Source organism: Muribacter muris (genome assembly GCF_004569585.1).
Lineage (GTDB): Bacteria > Pseudomonadota > Gammaproteobacteria > Enterobacterales > Pasteurellaceae > Muribacter > Muribacter muris.
The window spans coordinates 26,593-49,723 of the sequence record NZ_SPPA01000011.1; the positions used below are offsets into that span (position 1 = coordinate 26,593).

The 23,131-nt window shown below is 47.5% G+C and carries 18 protein-coding genes; 12 read left to right on the forward strand and 6 right to left on the reverse strand.

Translation table 11 applies throughout. The features are described from left to right. Positions 1-36: 36 nt before the first annotated feature. Complete coding sequence (locus E4T80_RS06080; protein WP_135056101.1) at positions 37-825, reverse strand: IclR family transcriptional regulator; 789 nt, start codon at positions 823-825, stop codon at positions 37-39. A 225-nt stretch (positions 826-1,050) separates the two neighbouring features. Here E4T80_RS06080 and yiaK point away from each other — a divergent pair, with 225 nt between their 5' ends. From yiaK to ffh, 11 genes are all read left to right on the forward strand, one after another. Next, the gene (yiaK, locus tag E4T80_RS06085) at positions 1,051-2,049 is read left to right on the forward strand and encodes a 3-dehydro-L-gulonate 2-dehydrogenase (protein WP_135056103.1); all 999 of its coding nucleotides are present in this window, start codon (positions 1,051-1,053) and stop codon (positions 2,047-2,049) included. A 68-nt stretch (positions 2,050-2,117) separates the two neighbouring features. Then, positions 2,118-2,603, forward strand: a complete 486-nt coding sequence (locus E4T80_RS06090; protein ID WP_135056106.1) for a TRAP transporter small permease — start codon at positions 2,118-2,120, stop codon at positions 2,601-2,603. After that, positions 2,600-3,880: a TRAP transporter large permease subunit gene (locus E4T80_RS06095; RefSeq protein ID WP_135056108.1), complete on the forward strand. Its 1,281-nt coding sequence runs from the start codon at positions 2,600-2,602 to the stop codon at positions 3,878-3,880. Before E4T80_RS06090 ends, E4T80_RS06095 begins: the two co-directional genes overlap by 4 nt. A gap of 67 nt (positions 3,881-3,947) precedes the next feature. Beyond that, the gene (locus E4T80_RS06100; protein WP_135056111.1) at positions 3,948-4,928 is read left to right on the forward strand and encodes a TRAP transporter substrate-binding protein; all 981 of its coding nucleotides are present in this window, start codon (positions 3,948-3,950) and stop codon (positions 4,926-4,928) included. Between the two features lie 77 nt (positions 4,929-5,005). Further along, positions 5,006-6,520, forward strand: coding sequence for a sugar ABC transporter ATP-binding protein (locus tag E4T80_RS06105; RefSeq protein WP_135056228.1), 1,515 nt, complete (start codon positions 5,006-5,008; stop codon positions 6,518-6,520). Positions 6,521-6,568: 48 nt separating this feature from the next. Further along, positions 6,569-7,624, forward strand: a complete 1,056-nt coding sequence (locus E4T80_RS06110) for an ABC transporter permease (protein WP_135056114.1) — start codon at positions 6,569-6,571, stop codon at positions 7,622-7,624. Positions 7,625-7,637: 13 nt separating this feature from the next. Further along, complete coding sequence (locus tag E4T80_RS06115) at positions 7,638-8,738, forward strand: ABC transporter substrate-binding protein (RefSeq protein ID WP_135056117.1); 1,101 nt, start codon at positions 7,638-7,640, stop codon at positions 8,736-8,738. A gap of 39 nt (positions 8,739-8,777) precedes the next feature. After that, positions 8,778-9,665, forward strand: coding sequence for an SMP-30/gluconolactonase/LRE family protein (locus tag E4T80_RS06120; RefSeq protein WP_135056120.1), 888 nt, complete (start codon positions 8,778-8,780; stop codon positions 9,663-9,665). Positions 9,666-9,675: 10 nt separating this feature from the next. Beyond that, positions 9,676-11,133 carry an FGGY-family carbohydrate kinase gene (locus E4T80_RS06125; protein WP_135056123.1) on the forward strand — a complete coding sequence of 486 codons (1,458 nt, stop codon included), beginning with the start codon at positions 9,676-9,678 and terminating at the stop codon, positions 11,131-11,133. A 273-nt stretch (positions 11,134-11,406) separates the two neighbouring features. Continuing rightward, positions 11,407-11,952, forward strand: a complete 546-nt coding sequence (locus E4T80_RS06130; RefSeq protein WP_135056126.1) for an RBBP9/YdeN family alpha/beta hydrolase — start codon at positions 11,407-11,409, stop codon at positions 11,950-11,952. Between the two features lie 306 nt (positions 11,953-12,258). Continuing rightward, positions 12,259-13,638, forward strand: coding sequence for a signal recognition particle protein (gene ffh, locus E4T80_RS06135; protein ID WP_135056129.1), 1,380 nt, complete (start codon positions 12,259-12,261; stop codon positions 13,636-13,638). A 133-nt stretch (positions 13,639-13,771) separates the two neighbouring features. On the opposite strand, the gene E4T80_RS06140 is transcribed toward ffh, so the two are convergent. From E4T80_RS06140 to rimO, 5 genes are all read right to left on the reverse strand, one after another. Continuing rightward, positions 13,772-14,914 carry a glycerate kinase gene (locus E4T80_RS06140; RefSeq protein ID WP_135056132.1) on the reverse strand — a complete coding sequence of 381 codons (1,143 nt, stop codon included), beginning with the start codon at positions 14,912-14,914 and terminating at the stop codon, positions 13,772-13,774. 10 nt (positions 14,915-14,924) lie between these two features. After that, positions 14,925-16,187, reverse strand: coding sequence for a GntP family permease (locus E4T80_RS06145; RefSeq protein WP_135056135.1), 1,263 nt, complete (start codon positions 16,185-16,187; stop codon positions 14,925-14,927). A gap of 115 nt (positions 16,188-16,302) precedes the next feature. Further along, entirely contained in the window at positions 16,303-17,400 is a 1,098-nt protein-coding gene (locus tag E4T80_RS06150) for a sugar diacid recognition domain-containing protein (RefSeq protein ID WP_135056138.1), read from the reverse strand. Positions 17,401-17,601: 201 nt separating this feature from the next. Then, positions 17,602-19,665 carry a UDP-glucose:protein N-beta-glucosyltransferase gene (locus tag E4T80_RS06155; protein ID WP_135056141.1) on the reverse strand — a complete coding sequence of 688 codons (2,064 nt, stop codon included), beginning with the start codon at positions 19,663-19,665 and terminating at the stop codon, positions 17,602-17,604. 15 nt (positions 19,666-19,680) lie between these two features. Next, positions 19,681-21,012: a 30S ribosomal protein S12 methylthiotransferase RimO gene (gene rimO / locus E4T80_RS06160; protein WP_135056143.1), complete on the reverse strand. Its 1,332-nt coding sequence runs from the start codon at positions 21,010-21,012 to the stop codon at positions 19,681-19,683. A 345-nt stretch (positions 21,013-21,357) separates the two neighbouring features. Between rimO and ggt the strand changes: the two genes are divergently transcribed. After that, a complete protein-coding gene (gene ggt / locus E4T80_RS06165; RefSeq protein ID WP_135056146.1) occupies positions 21,358-23,115 on the forward strand; it encodes a gamma-glutamyltransferase in 1,758 nt (585 codons plus the stop codon). Positions 23,116-23,131 lie beyond the last annotated feature (16 nt).

Genomic DNA, 23,131 nt, shown 5'->3' on the forward strand with positions numbered 1-23,131 from the left:
TGTTTAGCCCACTCTCTTTTATGATCTGTTTTTTATTTAACCCTTATTCCAACCCAATTCCTTAGAAATCCCCTCCGCCGCGAAACGCATTTCGGCTAATACGTTCTGAATGCCGAGTTGTTTTAGGCGGTGAATGGAAGACGAAACGGAAACGGCGTATTCTACGTTACCGTTTAAGCTGAATATCGGGCAGGCGATGCAGCCGACACCGAGTTCGTTTTCTTCCCGATCCATTGCAAATCCGGTCTGACGAATTTCCGCCAATTCCAGCACCATTGCCTGTTGTGAGGTAATCGTATTATGGGTTAATGGTTGAATCAGCGTTTGGTGGCTGTGCCAATAGTGTGCTAAATAGCTGTCGTCCTGTTCATACGCCAAATAGAGCTTGCCCATTGCCGAGCAATACAGGGCGAGATGTTGCCCGATATAGGCACGAGTCCGCATCATTCCGGTGGTCGGTTCGAGCTTGTAAATCATAATGCCGTAATCGCCCTCCCGCTTTGAAAAATTGACCGTTTCACCCAAGGCTAAATTCAGCTTCTCCAGATAAGGCGAAGCCATATTGATGATATTAAGCGATGATAATGTCTTCTGCCCGAGACTTAAGCATTTTGTCGTCAGCCGATAGCTGCCGTTTGAAATTGCCGGCTGTACAAAGCCTTCACTTTGCAGCCCTTGCAGTAAACGGTGAGTGGTACTTTTATTGAGTTGCGACATTTCCGCCAATTTTGCCAACGGGCAGCCATTTGGAAAGTTACTTAGCAGATCCAATAATCGCAACCCCCGTATCAGACTTTGATTACCCGCACTTTTTTCCGTTTTCATTTTTTCTCCAAGTATTAAATTTTTGTGTATTTTAATCAAAATCGTTTCATATAGTGAAATCAATTTGCGAAAAATTTGCGATCTGGCTCACAGAATTGAAAATTTAAAAATAACATATTGATTATAAAAAGTTTTTATTTTTTAACTTTTATTGACTTTAAATCGTGCAAATTATAATTTGTGAAATAGAGTTTTACTATTTGGAATTAACCCTATGAGGCTGTTATGCGAGTGTCTTATTCAGAATTAAAAGCGGAATTTAAACGGGTGCTGTTAGCCCGCAATGTCGCAGAACCGATTGCGGAAGCCTGTGCCACAATGTTTGCCGACACCACCCAATCCGGCGTTTATTCCCACGGAGTAAACCGCTTTCCCCGTTTTATTCAACAGTTAGAGAAAGGCGATATTCACCCTGACGCCGAACCGACCAAAGTGCTTTCCCTTGGCGCGATTGAGCAGTGGGACGCACATCAAGGGATCGGCAATCTCACCGCTAAAAAAATGATGGACAGAGCAATGGCGATTGCCGATCAGTTTGGCATTGGTGTGGTGGCGTTGAAAAATGCGAACCACTGGATGCGGGGCGGCGGCTACGGCTGGCAAGCGGCAGAAAAGGGCTACATCGGCATTTGTTGGACGAACTCGATTGCCGTAATGCCGCCTTGGGGGGCGAAAGAGTGCCGTATCGGGACGAACCCGTTGATTATCGCCGTGCCGAGCAACCCGATCACAATGGTGGATATGTCCTGCTCAATGTATTCCTACGGAATGTTGGAGGTCAATCGCCTTGCCGGTCGCCAAACGGCAGTTGATGCCGGTTTTGATGATGACGGCAAACCGACCAAAGATCCCGCAATGGTCGAGAAAAACCGCCGTCTAATGCCGATGGGCTTTTGGAAAGGCTCGGGCTTGTCGATTGTGTTGGATATGATCGCCACCTTGCTTTCCAACGGGTTATCGGTGGCGGAAGTTACCGAAGAAAAGGACGATGAATATTGCGTATCGCAAATCTTTATTGCGATTGAAGTTGATCGCTTAATTGGCGGTGCAACCAAAGCGGAGAAATTACAGAAAATTATCGATTATGTGAAAACCGCCGAACGAGCCGATCCGAATATCGCCGTGCGATTGCCGGGACACGAGTTCAACACGATTTGGGCGGAAAACCAAGCGAACGGCATTCCGGTTGATGAGCGTGTTTGGGCGAAATTGAAAGCGTTGTAGAGGGGTAAGCGATTTTTGCAAATAATTGCCGCTAACCGACCGCGTGTTTTTCTTGATTTGAGGCTTGTATGAATAAACTTGCACATATTGCGACTCGTGGGCTGGAAATGCTAGTCGTCCTGATTCTAGCCAAAATGTCGATACTGGTCTTTCTGAACGTGGTGCTACGTTACGGGTTTAACAGTAGCATCAGTGTTACCGAAGAAGTGTCCCGTTATCTGTTCGTATGGCTGACCTTTTTAGCGGCGATTTTGGCTTTTCGTGATAATCAGCACGTCAGCGTAACCGTACAGACTGCCAAGCTCTCGCTCGCTCAACGCCGTTGGCTTTCGCTACTGACAGACGGCGTAATGCTCTATTGCTGCTATTTGATTATCGCAGGCGGCTGGGTGCAGTTTCAGCTTAATTGGCATAACCTCGCGCCGATTTCCAATATTCCAACGGGAATCACTTTCCTTGCCGGCGTTGTCGCGGGAACTGCGATCGGCATCTTGCTCGGCATACGCTGGATCGGGACAGCAAGCGGGCTGATGAAAGGAGAAATTGACAAATGACCGTGGTGATTTTCCTTACCGCCTTATTGGGCGCAATTTTACTCGGCGTACCGGTGGCGTTTGCGTTGTTGATTTGTGGCATTGCCCTGATGCTGCATTTAGAGGTGTTTGATGCTCAAATCCTTGCCCAGCAGCTAGTGAGTGGCGCAGACAGTTTTTCCCTAATGGCGATCCCGTTTTTTATTCTTGCTGGCGAGATAATGAACGAGGGCGGTTTGTCGAAACGCATTATTGATTTGCCGATGAAATTGGTCGGGCATAAGCGGGGCGGGCTGGGATTTGTCGCGATTTTAGCGGCAATGATTATGGCGAGCCTGTCCGGTTCGGCGGTGGCGGATACCGCTGCCGTAGCGGCAATGTTACTGCCGATGATGAAAACTACCGGCTACCCGCTGGACAAATCCGCTGGTTTAATCGGCACGGCGGGCATTATCGCCCCGATTATTCCGCCGAGTATCCCGTTTATTGTGTTTGGGGTGGCGAGTGGCGTGTCGATTACCAAGCTGTTTTTAGCCGGCATTTTCCCCGGTATTTTGATGGGCTGTTGCTTGGCGATGCTTTGGTGGTGGCAGGCAAAACGGCTGAATTTAATGACCTTTTCCAAAGCGACCAAAAAAGAATTATGCTTCTCTTTTAAACAGAGTATTTGGGCGTTGCTGCTGCCCGTCATCATTATCGGCGGTTTTCGCTCCGGAATGTTCACCCCGACTGAAGCGGGTGTGGTTGCCGCCTTTTATGCGTTAATCGTGTCGATTTTTATCTATAAAGAGCTGAAATGGTCGCAGCTTTACGGGGTGATTTTAAATGCGGCGAAAACCACAGCGGTGGTGATGTTTTTAGTCGCCGCCGCTCAAGTTACCGGCTGGCTGATTACGGTGGCGGAGCTACCTCAGATGATGACGGAGCTGCTTGAACCGTTGATTGAATCGCCGACGTTGCTGTTGATGGTGATAATGCTGGCGGTCTTTGTGATTGGAATGGTGATGGATCTCACCCCGACCGTCCTCATTCTCACACCGGTGCTGATGCCGCTGGTGGAAGAAGCGGGCATTGATCCGGTCTATTTCGGCGTGCTGTTTATTCTCAACACCTCAATCGGCTTAATTACACCGCCTGTCGGCAATGTGCTGAATGTGATCACGGGCGTCTCAAAATTGCCGTTCGACCAAGCTGCCAAAGGCATTTTGCCCTATATGTTGATGATGATTGTTTTACTGTTTGCGTTTGTCTTTTTTCCGCAACTGATCTTAACGCCACTGGCGTGGCTACAACCCTAAGCCGTCGTCGAATTTGCAAATACCGCAACTTATCCGACCGCTTGTACAGACCTGAAAGGAGCACACAATGAAATTTTCCCTCAAAACCCTTGCAACCCTTGTGGCAGGCTTTGCCGTTGTTGCCGCTGCCAATGCGCAAACGACCTTACGTTTTGGCTATGAAGCCCCTCGTAGCGATACTCAACACAGTGCCGCCAAAAAATTTAACGAGCTGCTGAACGCTAAAACCAAAGGCGAGATTAAACTCAGCCTGTTTCCCGACAGCACTTTAGGCAATGCACAAACGATGATCGGTGCTGTGCGGGGTGGCACGATTGATTTGGAAATGTCCGGCTCGCCGAATTTTTCCGGTTTAGTGCCGCAGCTCAACGTGATTGATATTCCGTTTATCTTCAAAAATCGCACGCACGCCTATGCGGTATTGGACGGTGAAATCGGGCAGGGGCTGCTGGCACAACTTGAGGCGCAAGGCTTAAAAGGGCTGGCGTTTTGGGATGTCGGTTTCCGTTCTTTCACCAACTCCAAACATCCAATCAATTCCCCTGCGGATATTAAAGGGCTGAAAGTGCGGACTAACCAAAATCCGATGTATATTCAAGCCTTTAGCTTGCTCGGCGCAAACCCTGTGCCGATGCCGCTTTCCGAACTTTACACCGCCCTTGAAACCCGTGCGGTTGATGCACAAGAACACCCAATCGGCATTGTGTGGTCGGCAAAACTCTATGAAGTGCAAAAATACCTCTCCCTCACCAATCACGGCTATACCCCGCTGATTGTGGTAATGAATAAAGCCAAATTTGACAACTTATCGCCAAACTTGCAACAGGCAATTATGGAGGCGGCTAAAGAGGCGGGACAGTACCAACGCCAACTGAACCTCGACAATGAAAAGGCGATCATCGCAAAATTGCAGAACGCTGGCGTTGAAGTGATCGAAAATATCGACACCACGCCGTTTAAAGCCGTAATTGAAGCCGACGTGCGTAAAGCCTTCATCGAAAAACACGGCGAGGATTTGGTGAAGCAGATTGATCGGCTGGCGGAGTAGGCTGCCGCTTATGCCGGCAAAAAAGTGTGAGGATCGCAGTGCGTGTAGCGAAATCAATTTTTCAAAGTGAAGGGGGCGTGGTGAATACACAACCAATTTTAACTTTACAACGGATTGTGAAACGTTTTGGAAATCATACGGCAGTTAATGAAGTTAGTCTGTCAATTCATTCCGGCGAAATTGTGGCGTTATTGGGGGAGAACGGTGCAGGCAAATCCACCCTGATTAAAATTCTTGCCGGCATTTATACCTGTGATAGCGGTGAGATCTGCTTTCACGATCAGAAAATCCAATCCGCCCTTGCGATTGAGAAAGGCGGTAAAAAGCCGATTGCCTTTATTCACCAAGATCTAGGGCTTATTGAGTGGATGACAATTGCGGAAAATATGGCGTTTGTGATGGGATTTCCACGCCGATGGGGGCTGATTGATTGGAAAAAAATTCGTGAACAGGCGCAGCGTGCGTTAGATTTTGTCGGGATTGAATTGTCCGCTCAAACGAGAGTGTTTGATCTTAGTCGCACCGAAAAAGCGTTGCTGGCGATTGCACGGGCAATCGCAGTGAATGCCGAAATTTTGGTGTTGGACGAGCCGACTGCCTCTCTGCCGGCAGATGATGTTGCCCATTTGTTTAATGTCTTGAACCGCCTACGAAGTCAAGGGGTGGGAATGATCTATGTTACACATCGCCTCGATGAAGTGATTGAGATTTCCGACCGCATTTTAGTGATGCGTGATGGTATACCGGTTGCGGAGGGGAGGACGCAAAACTACGATGTAAAAGGCTTGGTGAAAGCGATTGTCGGTGAAGAAAGTCGGGGCAAACAGCGTGCGCCGTTGCCGCAAGGTTCGCCGGAGGTGTTGCGTTTGGACAATGTGGTGGTAGGCGATACCGGCCCGGTGTCATTTGAGCTGCATCAAGGTGAAATGCTGGCGTTAGCCGGCTTACGGGGTGCAGGGCAGGAGGAGATCGGAAGAGCATTATTTGGGTTGAGATCGCTCGTACAAGGCGATATTACCCTTAATCGCCACCCTTATCAGGCTCAATCGCCGCAGGACGCTATTCGGAAAGGGGTTGCATTAGTCGCAGGCGATCGCACGCAAGAAAGCCTGGTAATGTCAATGACAACCTCCGAAAACCTTTTTGTTAATCCGGTGTTGAGCGGTCATTCTGCCTTGAAGCGTTACAGTAAGCGCAAGGAGTGGGCGGAGAGTTGGTTTAAATTTCAATTATTCGATATTCGCCCGAAAAATTTATTTATTGATGTGAGTGCGTTGTCCGGCGGTAATCAACAAAAGATTGTCGTTGCCCGTTGGCTGCATCTTAAAACGCCGCTGCTTATTTTGGAAGATCCGACCGCTGGCGTGGACGTCGGTGCAAGAGCGGAAATTTATGATCTGCTCAATAAAGCGTTAAAAGAGAATGTCGCCATTATTGTGATTTCTACCGATTTTGAAGAAATCGCCCATTTGTGTAATCGGGCTATCGTCTTTAATCGGGGCGAAGTGGCGGGTGAATTATGTAATGAAGCGGTGAGTTTTGCGAATTTGCTTGCCCTTGCTTCGGACAGTAAATCGAAGCAAGCGGTTTGATTTGCAAAAAAATTAACCAAATTAACCGCTTGTGAGGAGGAATAAGAAATGACTCAAACAAATATCAAATCAACCGCATTAGAACAGCCGGTATCCATTGCTCGTGATGGATTGGTTGCGTGGTTTTCCCAAATGCTGACCCGTTACGGTTTATTGTGGTTGTGCATTTTGTTGGTGATTGTTTTTTCATTGGTAACGGATTCTTTTGCATCAATGCTGACATTAAATGCGATTTTAGAAAGTAAATCGAAAATTGCACTTTTAGCGTTGGCCGCAACCACCACGATGATTGTCGGCAAGATCGACTTAAATGTCGGTTTTGGGATTGTGCTATGGCATATCTTGGTAATTACCTTGCAGGTTCAATATGGCTTTTCTTGGCAAATGGCTATTTTGGTTGTGTTGGTGATTGCCGCGTTATACGGTTTATTTAACGGCATTTTGGTTGCGCTTGCCGATATTGATAGCTTTGTGGCAACGCTGGGGTCGGGGACGGTGCTTTATGCCGTTGCCCTATGGCATTCAGGCGGGCGGCAAATTGTAGGCGATTTACCGGACGGGTTTTTAGCTCTCAATAGTACGGAAATTTTCGGCTTACCCGTTTCCGCCTTTTATGTGTTGGTGATCGCCGTTGTAATGTGGCTGATTACCGAACATACACCGACAGGGCGTTGTATGTATGCGGTGGGCGGTAATCCGACGGCAGCCCGTTTGAACGGGATCAATATCAAAAAATATACAATAGTGCCGTTTGTTGTCTCAAGTGTCATTACTGCGTTTACAGGAGTGTTGATTTCCGCTCAACAAGGGGTGGGACAAGCGAGTGTCGGTATGGATTATCTTTTGCCGGCGTTAGTTGGGGCTTTTCTAGGCAGTACGACTATCCGCCCGGGGCGTATTAATGTGTGGGGAACGATAGTGGGGATTGCGATTTTAGCCATAGGCATTTCGGGTATTCAGCAATTTGGCGGCGCATTTTGGGTTGAACCGCTCTTTAACGGCTTAACCTTACTCTTGTCCATTACGATTGCCGGCTATGCCCAGCGTAAACGTTTATTAAATCAGAAAGCGGTACAGAAAAAATCTAAACCATCAGCTATTTAACAGGAGCTATGCTATGAAACACTATGTTAAGTCAACTTTCGTGAGTATTGCTATTTTGGGTTTATGGAGTAGCCATACTTTTGCCTCTGATCCGTTTGTGGAAGAAGTGAAGCAGCTAGTCGCCTCGGCTACGGCAAAACAAGAGAAATGGGACGGCCCTACGGCAGGCCCTCAATTACAGAAAGATAAAACGGTCATTTTCATTGCCTCGGATATGAAAAACGGTGGGGTGTTAGGCGTGATTGACGGAATGAAAGAAGCGGTTGCCGCAACCGGTTGGAAATTGGATATTTTAGACGGAGCAGGCACGGTGAATAATCAATTGGCGGCGTTAAACCAAGCGATTGCCCGCCAGCCTGATGCAATAGTGATTGGCGGTTGGAATCCCAATGTCGCCAAAATACCGCTCAAAAAAGCGGTAAAAAACGGCATTATTCTCACAGCTTGGCACGCCACACCGGAGCCGGGTGCAATTGATAAATACGGCATTTTCTACAATGTTACCTCCAATTCCGATGAGATTGCCAAACTGTCGGCGATGCTGGCTGTGGCGGATTCAGACGGAAAAGCCAAAGTGGTTATTTTAACCGACTCGCTCTATGAAATTGCGTTACGCAAAGCGAATGTAATGAAAGAGGTGATAGAAAAATGTCAAGCGTGCCAAGTATTAGAATTTATTGATACGCCATTGGCGGATACATCAAGCCGTATGCCGAATTTAACTTTCAATTTATTGCAAAAATACGGGGATAATTTGCAATATGCCTTATCTATCAATGACCTTTATTTTGATTTTATGGCACCCTCTTTGCGTTCGGCAAATAAAGTGCGCCCATACAATATTTCGGCTGGGGACGGCTCGGTAACTGCCTATCAGCGTATCCGTCAGAATGACAAACAATTTGCGACCGTGCCGGAACCGTTAAATTTACACGGCTGGCAATTAGTTGATGAGTTAAACCGTGCCTTTGCAGGTGAAAAACCCTCCGGTTATGTTACGCCGGCCCATTTAGTGACCCAAGAAAATATTCGCTACGATGGGGGCGAGCGTAATTTATATGATCCGCAAAATGGCTATAAGCAGGCATATAAAGCGATTTGGGGGATTCAATAACACTTGGGGGAATACCCCTTGATAATGAGGTAGAAGCGTATGACACCATTTTCCGTAGAAATTTACGATGAGCGTTTTCACGCCCTTGTCGGAACACGCTTTCAGTTGGACGAATTATTTGATCAAGCACTTTGGGCTGAAGGGCCGGTGTGGTTAGCGCAGCAAAATGCGTTGATTTTTAGTGATGTCAAAGGGAATACGATGTACCGCTGGCGTGAAGGGCAAGGGGTAACGGTTGAACGCTCTCCGTCTGATTTTGCAAATGGTAATGCGGTGGATCAACAGGGTCGGTTAATTACCTGTGAGCACGGTAGGCGGTGTATTAGCCGAACGGATCAACAAGGCAAAACGTGCGTGCTTATCGATAAAATAGCAGGGAAGCGTTTTAATTCACCTAATGATGTTGTAGTGAAATCCGACGGCACTATTTGGTTTACCGATCCTCCCTACGGTATTTTGAGCGATGCGGAAGGGCATAGAGCGGCAAGCGAAATTGTCGGTTGTTACATCTATTGTTTCGATCCCGACACGAATGAGGTGAATATTGCAACATTTAACACAATGCGCCCTAATGGTCTTGCCTTTTCTCCCGATGAATCACAGTTATTGGTGGCGGATATGTCGGCGGTAGAATTTGGTGAGCAAGGGCTTCATCACCTCGTTATTTTTGATGTGGTCGGTCGGCAACTGAAAAACCGCCGTACCGTCGCAGCCATTACCCCCGGTATTCCGGATGGTTTTCGAATAGATAAGCAAGGGGTGATTTATTGCAGTTGTGAAAATGGCATTGTCGTTTTACTGACAGACGGTTCTCTCTTAGGGCGGTTTATTTTAGGCAAAACCACCTCAAATTGTACCTTTGGCGATGACCAAAAAACCTTGTTTATTACAGCGACAAACAGCCTGTATCGTTTAACCATAGCATAAAGGATAAAAAATGAACTACTACCTTGGCATTGACTGCGGCGGCACCTTTATTAAGGCAGCGATTTTTAATCGGCACGGCAAAATAGCAGCGTGTGTGCGGGAAAATGTGGCGGTGATTAGCGATCAGGCGGGCTATGCGGAACGGGATATGCCGCAGCTTTGGCAAAAATGTGCGGCGGTCATCCGTCAAACGATGGCACAAAGCGGTTTGTTACCAACGGCGATTAAAGCAGTCGGCATTTCTGCACAGGGCAAGGGGGCGTTTTTGCTCGACCGCCAAAATCAACCCCTTGGGCGAGCGATTTTATCCTCCGATCAGCGTTCCCTTGATATTGTAAAAGGCTGGCAACGGCAGGGCATTCCCGATAAGCTCTATCCATTGACCCGCCAAACGTTGTGGACGGGGCACCCCGTGTCGATTTTGCGTTGGCTGAAGGAGCACGAGCCGCAGCGCTATGCGGAAATCGGGGCGGTGTTGATGTCTCACGATTATTTGCGTTTTTGTTTAACGGGCGAGCTGCATTGTGAGGAAACCAACATTTCCGAGTCTAACCTCTACAATATGCAAACAGGGCGATACGATCCGCAGTTGGCACAATGGCTGGATTTGCAAGAAATCAGCGATAAGCTACCGCCTGTAATACGCTCAAATGCGGTAGCAGGCTATGTTACCGAGCAGGCGGCGGCACTGACCGGCTTGGCGGCAGGCACGCTGGTTGTGGGTGGGTTATTTGATGTGGTCTCCACTGCGCTATGTGCCGGTTTGGACGATGAGTATAAACTCAACGTGGTTTTAGGCACTTGGTCGGTGGTGAGCGGTATTACCGATCGGATTGATGAATCCCAAGCCCTGCCGTTTGTATACGGGCGTTATGCCGAACCGCAAAAATGGATTGTTCACGAAGCCAGCCCGACCTCTGCCGGTAATTTGGAATGGTTCTTAAAACAGTGGTCGGCATTAAGTTATGATGAGATCAACCAACGACTTGCCGAGCTGCCGCCGGCTGCCAGCTCGGTGTTGTTTGTCCCGTTTTTATACGGCTCAAATGCCGGTTTGGGAATGAAAGCGGGCTTTTACGGCTTGCAGGCGCATCATCGCCAAGCCCATTTATTACAGGGGATTTATGAAGGCGTGCTGTTTAGCCTGATGTACCATTTAGAGCGAATGTTGCAACGTTTCCCCGACACTCAACGGCTGCGGGTAACGGGCGGGGCGGTGAAATCGGCGGTATGGATGCAAATGCTGGCGGATTTGAGCGGTTTAACCGTTGAAATTCCGCACATTGAAGAAACGGGCTGCTTAGGCGCAGCGTTGATGGCAATGCAAGGGAACGGGGAACAATGTCAGATTGCGTTGTCGCCAGAGATGCAGATATTTACGCCCAATCCCGCTCATTTTGACGCTTATCGCCGCAAATACCGACAATATTGCCAATTAGTCCAAGCGTTACAATCCCTTGAACGATAACGCAAGCGGTCGGTTAATGAGGATTTCTAAAATTGTGTCTCCATTGTGCCAGGTGAGATGATTGCTTATCGGTAGGAGCACAATGCTTGCGTCCGTTTCATCATAGCTTGAAATTAGGTAATTTTATTACGGACATCGTTTTCAGTTCTGACTTCATTTTAATGAAGACGGTGTAGCCTCGCGATGAACCAAATTTGGTGTGTATAGCGACTGTATAATATTGCAAAAAAATGCCACAATATGCCCGCTTGTTGATGATATGGGAGAGAGCAAATGGCAAAAGTGTATATTGTCCACGGTTATACGGCTACGCCGGAGAACCATTGGTTTCCGTGGTTGCAGCAACAATTAATCCAGCAAAATATTGCGTGTGAATGTTTGGCAATGCCTGATTCGGCAAACCCAACACCGGACAGTTGGTTAGCTCACTTAGCGCAAAATGTGGAGATTGATGAGAACACGGTGGTGGTCGGGCATAGTTTAGGTTGCATTGCGTGGCTGAATTTTTTGGCGAAGCACTATCTTCAGCCGGCAGGCGCGGTGCTGGTGTCCGGTTTTTATCAGCCGTTAGATACCTTGCCGGAATTGACGCCGTTCTCTAACCTCTATGCGATTTCACCCGATTTAATGCCGTTTAAATCTTATGTGGTGAGTGCGATGGACGATGCGATTGTCCCGCCGCAATATAGCGATGCGTTAGCGGTGCATTTGTCTGCCGATTATATCCGTTTGGCAACAGGCGGGCATTTCTTGGATCGTGAGGGCTGGACGACATTCCCGCTAGTCTTGGAATTGGTGCAAAAATGCCTTAACCGTTAATTAGCGGACGCCGGCGTGGCGTCCCGACTGATGTCATCATTTAGCCTGTGTAACCGTGATCCAATAGCGTAGCTTTATCCTTTCTTTACATTCTATTTATCCCAAAATATTTCCTGCGTTGTATAATATCCTTGATTTTTAGTGCTTGTATGGCTTTTAGCAAGCGGTTGAAAAGTAACGTTTTTTTGATATATGCCGTTATTGTACAAATTTGAATGTTGATTAGATTGTCGGGACGCCACGCCGTGTCCGTTTAACATCAAAAGCATTTGCTACATAACGCTACGCCCATTTAGAGAGAAGATTATGTTTGAGAATTTATCCGATAGACTATCCAAAACCCTGCGTAACATAACCGGTAAGGGACGTTTAACCGAAGAGAATATTAAAGATACGCTACGGGAAGTGCGTATGGCATTGCTGGAGGCTGACGTTGCTTTGCCGGTCGTGCGTGAGTTTATCAATAAAGTCAAAGAGCGGGCGATTGGTGAGGAGGTGAACAAAAGCCTGACACCGGGGCAGGAATTTCTCAAAATCGTCCGCGCCGAGCTGGAAAGTGCGATGGGGGAGGCAAATGAGGCGTTAAACCTCGCCAGCCAACCGCCGGCAGTGATTTTAATGGCGGGTTTGCAAGGGGCGGGGAAAACCACCTCGGTTGGTAAGTTAGCGAAATTCTTAAAAGAGCGGCATAAGAAAAAAGTGTTGGTCGTGTCGGCAGATGTTTATCGCCCGGCGGCGATTAAACAGCTTCAAACCTTAGCGGAAGCGTTGAAAGTGGATTTCTTCCCAACCGATACCCGCCAAAAACCGGTTGAAATCGCCGAGCTGGCGCTCAAGCACGCAAAATTAAACTTTTTTGATGTATTGATTGTCGATACTGCCGGTCGTTTACACGTTGATGGCGAAATGATGAGTGAAATTCAACACATTCACGCGGTGCTTAACCCGATTGAAACGCTCTTTACTGTGGACGCAATGACCGGTCAAGATGCGGCAAATACCGCCAAAGCCTTTAACGAGGCATTGCCTTTAACGGGGGTCATTTTAACTAAAGTGGATGGCGATGCGCGGGGCGGGGCGGCGTTGTCAATTCGTCATATTACCGGCAAACCGATTAAATTCTTAGGCGTTGGTGAGAAAACCGATGCGTTAGAGCCGTTCCACCCTGACAGAGTTGCGTCTCGTATTTTAGGAATGGGTGATGTGTTATCGCTGATTGAAGATTTGCAACGTTCGGTCGATCAAGAGAAAGCCGAAAAAATGGCAGCGAAATTCAAAAAAGGCGATATGTTTACCCTTGACGATTTCCGTGATCAGCTAGTGGAAATGAAAAAAATGGGCGGAATGATGACGTTGCTTGAAAAACTGCCGGGGGCAAAAAATCTGCCGGATCACGTCAAAAATCAGGTGGACGATAAAATGTTCAACAAAATGGAAGCGATTATTAACTCAATGACGCTGAAAGAGCGGGCAAACCCAGAGATCATCAAAGGTTCTCGCCGCCGCCGCATTGCGTTAGGGTCGGGGACACAAGTTCAAGATGTAAACCGCCTGCTCAAACAATTTGATGAAATGCAAAAGATGATGAAAAAAATGCGCAAAGGCGGAATGGCAAAAATGATGCGTGGAATGAAAGGAGTGATGGGCGGCTTAGGCGGGCTTGGGGGAATGTTTGGTAGGGGATAAGTTTAATAAATGAGAAGTTATTTAGAGCTAATCATTTTGAATATGAATAGATAAGTTCTAAAAAAGTTTTTAAGACTTTTTAGAACTTTCACTAGACATAAAAAAATTAGCTTTATAGTGAGATAGGGGAGATTTACTTTCCCTGCCCCTTGAGCTTCCACACCCTTGCCACGTTTTGAGCGGTTGAGATGAGATTTTCTCTGGCGTGTTTCAGGGTGTCATCAAGGCTGTCAAGCTGTCGGATAATCGGGAAGACGGCATCAATCCCTTGTGGGTAGACCACTTCGTAATCTTCTCGCAGGCAGCCGACAATCGCTATGACAGGCTTATTGAATTGCTTGGCTAACTTCGCTACGCCAATCGGGGTTTTGCCGTGAATGGTTTGAGCGTCCATTCTGCCCTCGCCGGTGATGACTAAATCGGCGTCTTGCAGATGTTCGGCAAGGCGGGTGGCATTGAGGACGATCTCTACACCGGCTTTTAATTGTGCATTTGGTAAGAGCAATACGCCTCCGCCCATTCCGCCCGCCGCTCCTGCTCCTGCCGGTGTCTGAATATCCTTACCTAGCAGGGTTTTGACCTTCTCGGCAAAATGGGCAAGTGCCTGATCTAACAGACTGACCATTTGTGGTGTGGCACCTTTTTGGGGGGCAAAAACCGCCGCCGAGCCCCGCTCGCCGCAAAGCGGGTTATCCACATCGCAGGCAACGTCAATATTAACTTGGTGTAAACGGGGATCTAAACCGCTTAGATCGATCTGTTCAATGTCGAGCAACTGTGCACCGCCAAAACCGATATCCTGCCCTTGCTGGTTATGAAATTTTGCGCCAAGTGCTTGGAGCATTCCGACCCCGCCGTCGTTGGTGGCACTGCCGCCGATACCCAAAATAATCTCGGATACGCCCAAATCCAACGCAGCTTTAATCAACTCGCCCGTGCCGTAGCTGGTGGTTTTCAGCGGATTGCGTTGTGCATTGGGTACTAAATGCAAGCCGGAGGCGGCTGCCATTTCAATAATAGCGGTTTTGCCGTCGCCCGAAAGTCCGAATGTTGCACAGACAGGGTTAGCAAGCGGGGCGATCACTGTGCTTTTTTGCAACGTTCCTCCGCTGGCATCGACTAAGGATTGCACCGTGCCTTCACCGCCGTCTGCCATCGGCACTTTAATATAGCGGGCATTGGGGAAGATTTTGGCAAAGCCGGTTTCGATCGCTTGTGCGACTTCAAGGGCGGTTAAACTTTCTTTGAATGAATCGGGGGCAATTACAATCTTCATTTTAAACTCCTTAAATGAATTGAAATACGCCGAAAATCAGGGTGGAGACTACTGCCATCACAAAGCCGACCGCGGTTTCATAAGGGATCAGTTTTAGCCGCTCTTTGATGTCCATATTGACACTGCCGCCGGTCGCGTGGAAGAACGAGCCGTGCGGTAGGTGGTCGAACACCGTTGCGCCGGCGTGAATCATTGCCGCACCGGCAAGGCTGCTGATGCCTAATTCAATCAGGGTACTGCTGAATACGTTCGCCGCAACGGCTGTTCCGGCGGTGGTTGAGGCGGTCGCTAGCGACATCAACATTCCTGAAATCGGGGCAAGCAGGTAGGACGGTAAGCCGGATTGGGTTAAGTTTTCAATTAAGAGATCTTTTAAGCCAGAATGGGCGATAACGCCTGCTAACGTGCCGGTGCCGAGTAACATAATGGCGACCGGCACCATTTTGGTTAAGCCGACAATCGCATAGTGGTTGGCTTGTTTGAATTTACCCATTGCAATAGCACCGACTACTGCCCCTAACGGCAGAGCAATGAGCGGGTCGATAATAATGTTGCACAGCGGACGCAGTGCAAGCAGTGAAATAGCACAAAGCGGTGCACTGATGGCAGGGAAGAACGACGGTAGCTGATGAGCGGCAACGGCAGTAGTGTCGGCATCGCTTACCTTTGAGCCTTTAGTGATCAGGGTTTTCGCCAAAAGATAGGTGAGAGTGATACCGAAGATCGCCGGAATAATGCCGGCAAACATCACGGAGGTGAGCGGAATTTGGAAAGTATCCGCCGCTGCAATGGCATTCGGGTTCGGCGACATCAAATTGCCCGCTTTGCCGCCGCCGATCATTGCTAACAAAATCGCCATTTTGGACAGATTACCCCGTTTGGCGAGTGCAAGGGCAATCGGCGCTACGGTGATCACCGCGACATCAATAAATACGCCGACCATTGTCAGCAGCATTGTGGCTAAAATCAATGCCAGTAATGCTCTCGTTTCGCCCAGTTTTTTTACAATCGTTTCGGCAATGGTGTTGGCAGCACCGGATTCAATCAACACGCCGGCTAACACACCGGCGGCGAGAATACGCATCACGGCAGTGGTAATCCCTTGTGCGCCGCCAATCATTAGACTGACGGTTTCGGTGAGATTTGCCCCGCCGATTAAACCGCCGACTAATGCACCGACCATCATTCCATAGGCGGGTGAAACTTTCTTCAGGATCAGCGTAATGGCGACTATCAGTGCCACCAATGCGCCGAGTGCGGAAATGGTTGTCATCGTTTATTCTCCCCTAATGGCTAGATAGCAATATTATCCCGTGAGCGAGGGGAGAAATCTTTGTTTAAACGACCAAAAAAGCGGTCGGTTTCGGCAGATTTTTTGTGATTTTCAACTATGGTTTCTGCCAAAGGGTACTGAGATAGAGCATACATTTTTCGTCTATCCGATTGAAAGATAAGCCGGTGAGCTGCTCGATTTTCGCCAAACGGTAGCGTAGAGTATTCGGGTGGATAAAGAGCTGTTCGGCAGTGTGAACCGGATCACAATTTGCTAAAAAATAGTGGGTGAGGGTCTTGGTTAATGTTGCATTTTCCGGTTTTTGATATAGCACCTCGGTCGGTTTAATTGCCTCTTTTGCCTGCCAAGTGTCCGCCAGTTCGTGTAACAAAATCGGTAAGCGGGCGTGATGAAAAAAGTAACTGCATTTTCTCGGACACTGTTTTAGCCCGTAGCGCAGGGTGGCTAATGCCGTTTTATAGGCGAAATGCAGGGACTGCCCCGGTTGCATTGCGCCGACCGCTACTTTATAGCTGTGCGGGCTGACCTGTTCGGCAAAGAGTTTGGTTGGTTCAAAATGTGTCATCGCGGTTAGGGGATTGAGTATGACGATCCGATCTAAGGCGAGAATAGCGATCTCTTGTTGGGGATAGGTTTGTTCAAGGTAGCCGACCCGCTCCTGCAACTGTTCGGCAGTTGACTGCGAAAGTTGAATAATAATGACTGCACGGGGCAAGGCTAAATCAAAGTCAAAAAAAGCGGCTTGCTTTGCACATTTTGCCGGATTGAGCGTACCTTTGAGCAGTTGCAAAATAAATTCTTCTTTATAACGGCGCTGCCAATGGGCTTTTTCGAGTAAAATATGTTGTTCAATAATCAGTTCCGCCGTCATTTTGACCAACTCGGCATAGGCTCGCACCTGTTTCGGCTCGCCGGAAATGCCGACAACGCCCCAGTTTTTACCCAAATAGTGAATTGGGAGATTGATGCCGGCTCTTGCTTCAAATTGCCATTGACGAGCCAGTTCGTCATCGACTTCCACCACACGATTTTGGCGTAACGCAATTATCGCACCGGTATGCTTTTGGTTGAGGCGGGCAGGATCGCCAGAGGCAATAATCACCCCTTCTTCATCCATTACATTGACCGATCGCTGAATAATCCCCATTGTGCGTTTGACAATCTGCTGTGCGATTTGAGTGTTGAGTTTCATTGTGTTTCCCTTTATCTCTTTTGAATAATATAAATGACTTAGGGGAGTATTCGCAATGGTTGATGGGTATAACAAGCGCTTTGTTGCACTGTACTTTTTGCAACTTTTCGGATTAATCCGGCCGCTTGTTTGATCTGTTATAGAATAAAAAAGCCGAACCTGAACCGGTTCGGCTTTTGTTTTTTGGTTATTTAGGCGTAGTTATTGCTTTTTCAGCTTTTTTACCGCCGCTTTTAACGGTTTTTCCTCTGTGGTTGCTGAGGTGGTTTTACGGCGCGTAGTTGTCGGTTTTTTCTCCGCCGTTGCCGTTGTTTTTCGTGGTGCGGCTCTTTTTACAGGTGCTTTTTTCGGCGCCCGTTTAACCGGTTCGGTTACTGGTTCAGTAATGATGTTAAGTTCAACCTGATTGCTTTCCGCCCACTCTTTTAATTTGGCTAAGAAAGTACGTCCCATTGGGCGTGGATCGCCACTGAACAGCGTTTGTAAGCCGTTGTTTTCGATGATATGGCGGCGAAGTGCTAAGCGTTCTTGGTGATTTTCCGCCAAGCGAATAGCTCGTTCGACATATTCATCTACGGTGTTAGCAATCAACCATTCCGGTAATCCAAGACGCTTGAACAGCCCTTCATCGATATGTTCGTGTACTTCCGGTCCTGTTTTACAGATACCGACTAAACCGAGTGTTACCATATCAATGATGCCGTTAGTATTCCCGAATGGGAACGGGTTAAGCATCATATCGCAGTTATGCAAGATAGTGAGATATTGGTGATACGGTGAATGCGGATGGGCAGTCGCACTGTCGCCAAGGTGCGTTTTGATGAACCGTTCGACATAAGGGTGGGTAATCCCCGTTGACTGCCCTAATGCAAAGTGGAAGTGGACTTTCACGTTCGCCCGATCACGAATGGCTTTTAATGCTTCTAAGAAGTATGGGTTGAGCTTCATTGTGGTTGCGGCGATACCGATGTTCACGACTTCCGGATTTTCACGCAGGCGATATTCAACGGAGGATGGCGCAAGGGCAGAAGGTACGTAAGGCAGTGCATCTTTCGGTAAGCGTAATAGTTTTTCGCTGAAGCACTCTTCCGAACCAACATAGTCATCCTCAACAATCACATATTCGATAAACTCGGAATGTGTGGTAGCCGGGTGTCCGAGCGCGATGGCTTGAATCGGGGCAACCCGTGTGTTGCTGGCGAAGATGGTAGTTAAGTCCATACCGATACTTGGCATATATAAAATTGCCGCTCCGTTTTCAGTACAGGTATGTTTTAGTTGCTCCAATTTTTCAACGACACTGTTTCCTTTGACAAGGTGGAATTCGTCAAAAACATCTTGCCCTGCTTGGTCAACGGCTTCACCGCCAAGACCGATCAGATAAAAATGTTCTCGGGCTGCAATCATTGAGGTGGAGTGCGTCCGGTAAATTGAATGAGCAGAGTGGAAATGTTCTAGGAGTACCACCATCACCGGTTTACCGTTGCGATAGCCGATTTCGGTTAAGTCTTGGCGATCTTGCCAACCACTTGCAAGTAAATGGCGACGAATAACTTGATTTAATGCGCCTTTCACACTGTGTTTATTGGCGGCAACGTCATAGCTACAATGCATATAAACATCGTGAGAAATTGCACTTGGTAAGTTGTTGAGATTTTGAATTTGTGCCAGTTTTTGAGGAAACCACTGTAAAATTGCACCACGTTTGCTGAACGCAGCGGTTGTACCGATAAAACGGGGTGATTGCAATGCAAAACATAATGATGCGCATAAATCCGGCGCAGTTTGCCAAATGGTATCCAAGTTTAACGAAATGTTGGATTCCGGCAAATATAAAATGCAGAATTTGATTATTGCTGTTTTGGTTACGGCCAAATGGACTTCATTCGGGTGAGCCGGATCGGGTCTTTGGTTATAGCTACGCAGTATATGGTCGGCATTGACAAACGGCGAGCTGGCAAAAATTAAATTAATCCAGCGTTGTAGTACAAAGAAACGTTGTGCGCCGTTATCGGTAATTTCTAGTTTACTATCTAGGAAAAGATCGGTAATAGCGACCGCCATCCGAGTACAGAAATAGATGTGTTTTTCTTTTTCCAACCCATTGAGCTGTTCCGGAATATCAATTTCAATATCGTTAATTCCGCCAAAATGGCTGTCAATCTTGCCTAAAATTTCGAGTAATTCTAGACAAGCTTGTTCGTGATTTCTCGCTTTTACCGCATTTTCAAAACGAATGACACTAGGTTGTTTATTTTCTGACATAAGCGTTCCTTAAAATCAACAAGTTCCCCGCAGGTCGTATTCATCTGCGTGGGTAATGTTAACGGAAATGATCTGACCGATCGTAATTTCCGCTTTTGAGGTGTTGTCCACATATACAACACCATCAATCTCCGGAGCGTCCGCCATTGAACGTCCGATAATTCCATCATCATCAATTTCATCGACAATCACCGCTAAGGTTTTGCCGATTTTTTGTTGCAACCGCTGTGCTGAAATTTGCTGCTGCAGTTGCATAAAGCGGTGGAAGCGCTCTTCTTTCACTTCCTCCGGCACTTGATCTGCCATTTCAGTTGCCGCCGCCCCTTCGACCGGACTGAATTTAAAGCAACCGACCCGATCAAGCTGAGCCTCTTGTAAGAAATCCAATAATAATTGGAAATCTTGTTCGGTCTCGCCCGGAAAACCGACAATAAACGTTGAACGCAGTGTTAAATCCGGGCAAATTTCCCGCCATTTTTTAATCCGCTCCAATGTCCGTTCGATTGAGCCGGGACGTTTCATTGCCTTGAGAATTTTCGGGCTGGCGTGCTGTAACGGAATATCCAAATACGGCAGAATTTTGCCCTGCGCCATCAACGGAATTAAATCGTCAACGTGCGGATAAGGATACACATAATGCAACCGCACCCATACCCCAAGCGAGCCTAATTTTTCGCACAACGTCAGCAAATCATTTTTGATCGGCATACCGTTCCAAAAGACCGTTTTAGCACCCTCGCTGCGTTTTTTGTCCAACGCATAGGCAGAGGTGTCTTGCGACACAACCAAAATTTCTTTGACACCGGCATCAACTAAACGTTTCGCTTCATCTAACACTTGGACAATAGAACGGCTATCCAAATCTCCCCGCATAGACGGAATAATGCAAAATGTGCAGCGGTGATCGCACCCTTCCGAAATTTTTAAATAAGCGTAATGTTTCGGCGTGAGCTTCACCCCCTGTTTCGGCACAAGGCTGACATAGGGATTATATGCCGGCTTCGGCACATATTTATGCACGTGTTTCATCACCGCTTCATAGCTGTGCGGGCCGGTGATTTCCAAGACTTTCGGGTGGACTTCTCGAATTTGATCTTCTTTTGCCCCCAAACAGCCGGTTACAATCACCTTACCATTGGCTTCCAACGCCTCCCCGATAGATTCAAGGGATTCTTGCACGGCACTGTCAATAAACCCACAGGTATTGACGATCACCAAATCCGCCCCCTCATAGCTTGGGATAATGTTATAACCGTCCGAACGTAACTCCGTCAAAATGCGTTCCGAATCCACTAAATTTTTGGGGCAGCCCAAACTGATAAAGCCGATATTTGGCGTTGCACTCATAAAAAACTCAATAAAAATAAATAGATAATCAAATTAAAAGAGACCCGTGAGCATTTCACAGGCAAAAAAGACTTAATATTGTACAAAATTTGTGGACAAAAGGCGAGAAAACACCACGATTTTTCAGCGCAAGAGAAAATAACCAAGCACAAGCGGTCGCATTTGGTGGGATTTTTGCAATGAGAGGTTGCGGTTTTATACATTTGTATGTTTATAACATAATACCGATTTGCGTGTTATCCGACTGAAAATGGATTTTGTTAAATTATTGTTAATTTAAAGTTGATTTAAGGAGCGGAACGGGCTATGGTGAACGAGATTTCTACGAATAATGGGGAGAACATAATGCAGAACACAACATTTAAACAGCGTTTGTTAGCTGGATGTCTTGCCGTGGTGATGACAAGTGCGACATTCTCAGCAACGGCGCAAGCCTCTCTGACCGCCAATGCGGCGGCACGTTATGATAGCAGTACGGATATTTTCCACCCGGTTTATGCTGAAAATGGAATGGTGGCTACTGAACAGGCACTGGCAACACGGGTTGGCGTGGATATTTTGAAACAGGGCGGAAATGCGGTGGATGCGGCTGTTGCTGTAGGGTTTGCGCTCGCCGTCGTGTTACCTAACGCGGGGAATATCGGGGGCGGCGGTTTTATGGTGCTGCATCACGGGCAAAGCGGGCAAAATGTGGCTATTGATTTTCGTGAAATGGCACCGCTAAAAGCAAGCCGGGATATGTATCTTGATGCGCAAGGTAATGTGATTGACGGCAAATCGTTATTTAGCCATTTTGCTGTCGGTGTGCCGGGAACGGTGGCAGGAATGGAGCTGGCGTTGAAAAAATGGGGAACGCTGCCTTTAGACAAAGTGCTTGAACCGGCAATTAAGCTGGCGGAAGAGGGCTTTCCGGTAAGTCGAACGCTGGCGAATTTGCTGCGCACGGAAGCCGATACCTTAGGAAAATGGCAAAGTAGTCGCAAGATTTTCTTTAAAAACGATCAACCGCTGGCTGCGGGGGAATTATTGGTGCAAAAAGATCTGGCTCATTCATTGAAACAGATTGCCAAGCAGGGCGCAAAAGCCTTTTATGAGGGAGAAATTGCCCATAAAATCGTGCAAGAAATGCAGCGACATAATGGGCTGATTAGCCTTGAAGATATGAAAGGCTACCAAGCCGTTATCCGCCAGCCGATTGAAGGTCATTATCGTGGCTATAAAATTGTTACGATGCCGCCGCCAAGCTCGGGCGGGGTGCATTTAGTGCAAATGTTTAATATGTTGGAAAACTATCCGCTAGGCGATTTTGGGGCGAACAGTGCTAAAACTATTCACTTGTTGGCGGAAACAATGAAATTAGCCTACGCCGATCGAGCGGAGTATCTCGGCGATCCCGATTTTGTCAATATCCCGGTAAAAGGATTAACCTCAAAAGGCTACGCCGCCTCTTTGGTTAGCCACATTAGTGAGGATAAAGCGCGAAGTGCCGCCGACATTAAAGCCGGTCAGCCGCAGCCTTATGAGAGTGATCAAACCACACATTATTCTGTAATGGATAAATCCGGCAATGCCGTTGCGGTAACTTACACGTTAAATCTTAATTTTGGTAGTGGCATTGTGGCGGAGGGAACGGGTATTTTATTGAATAATGAAATGGATGACTTTTCCGCCAAACCGGGCGTAGCGAATGCGTTCGGATTGATTGGTGGTGATGCCAATGCGATTGAAGCGAAAAAACGACCGCTATCCTCAATGACGCCCACCTTGGTGCTAAAAGAGAATAAGCCTTGGTTAGTTACCGGCAGTCCGGGTGGGGCGAGAATTATTACGACCGTTTTACAAAGCATTTCCAATACGATTGATCATCAAATGAATCCGGCGGAAGCAATTATTTCTCCCCGTATTCATCACCAATGGTTGCCGGATGAGCTGCGGATTGAGGAAGGCATTAGCCCCGACACTTTAGCGATTCTTAAAGCGAAAGGGCATCACATTAAGCTCAAAGCCCCAATGGGACGAGTGCAAATTATTCAAGCAAGGGACGGCGGTTTTTACGGCTACTCTGATCCGAGAAATCCTGACGGCAAAACATCAGGGTTTTAAAATAGCAAAGAGAGGT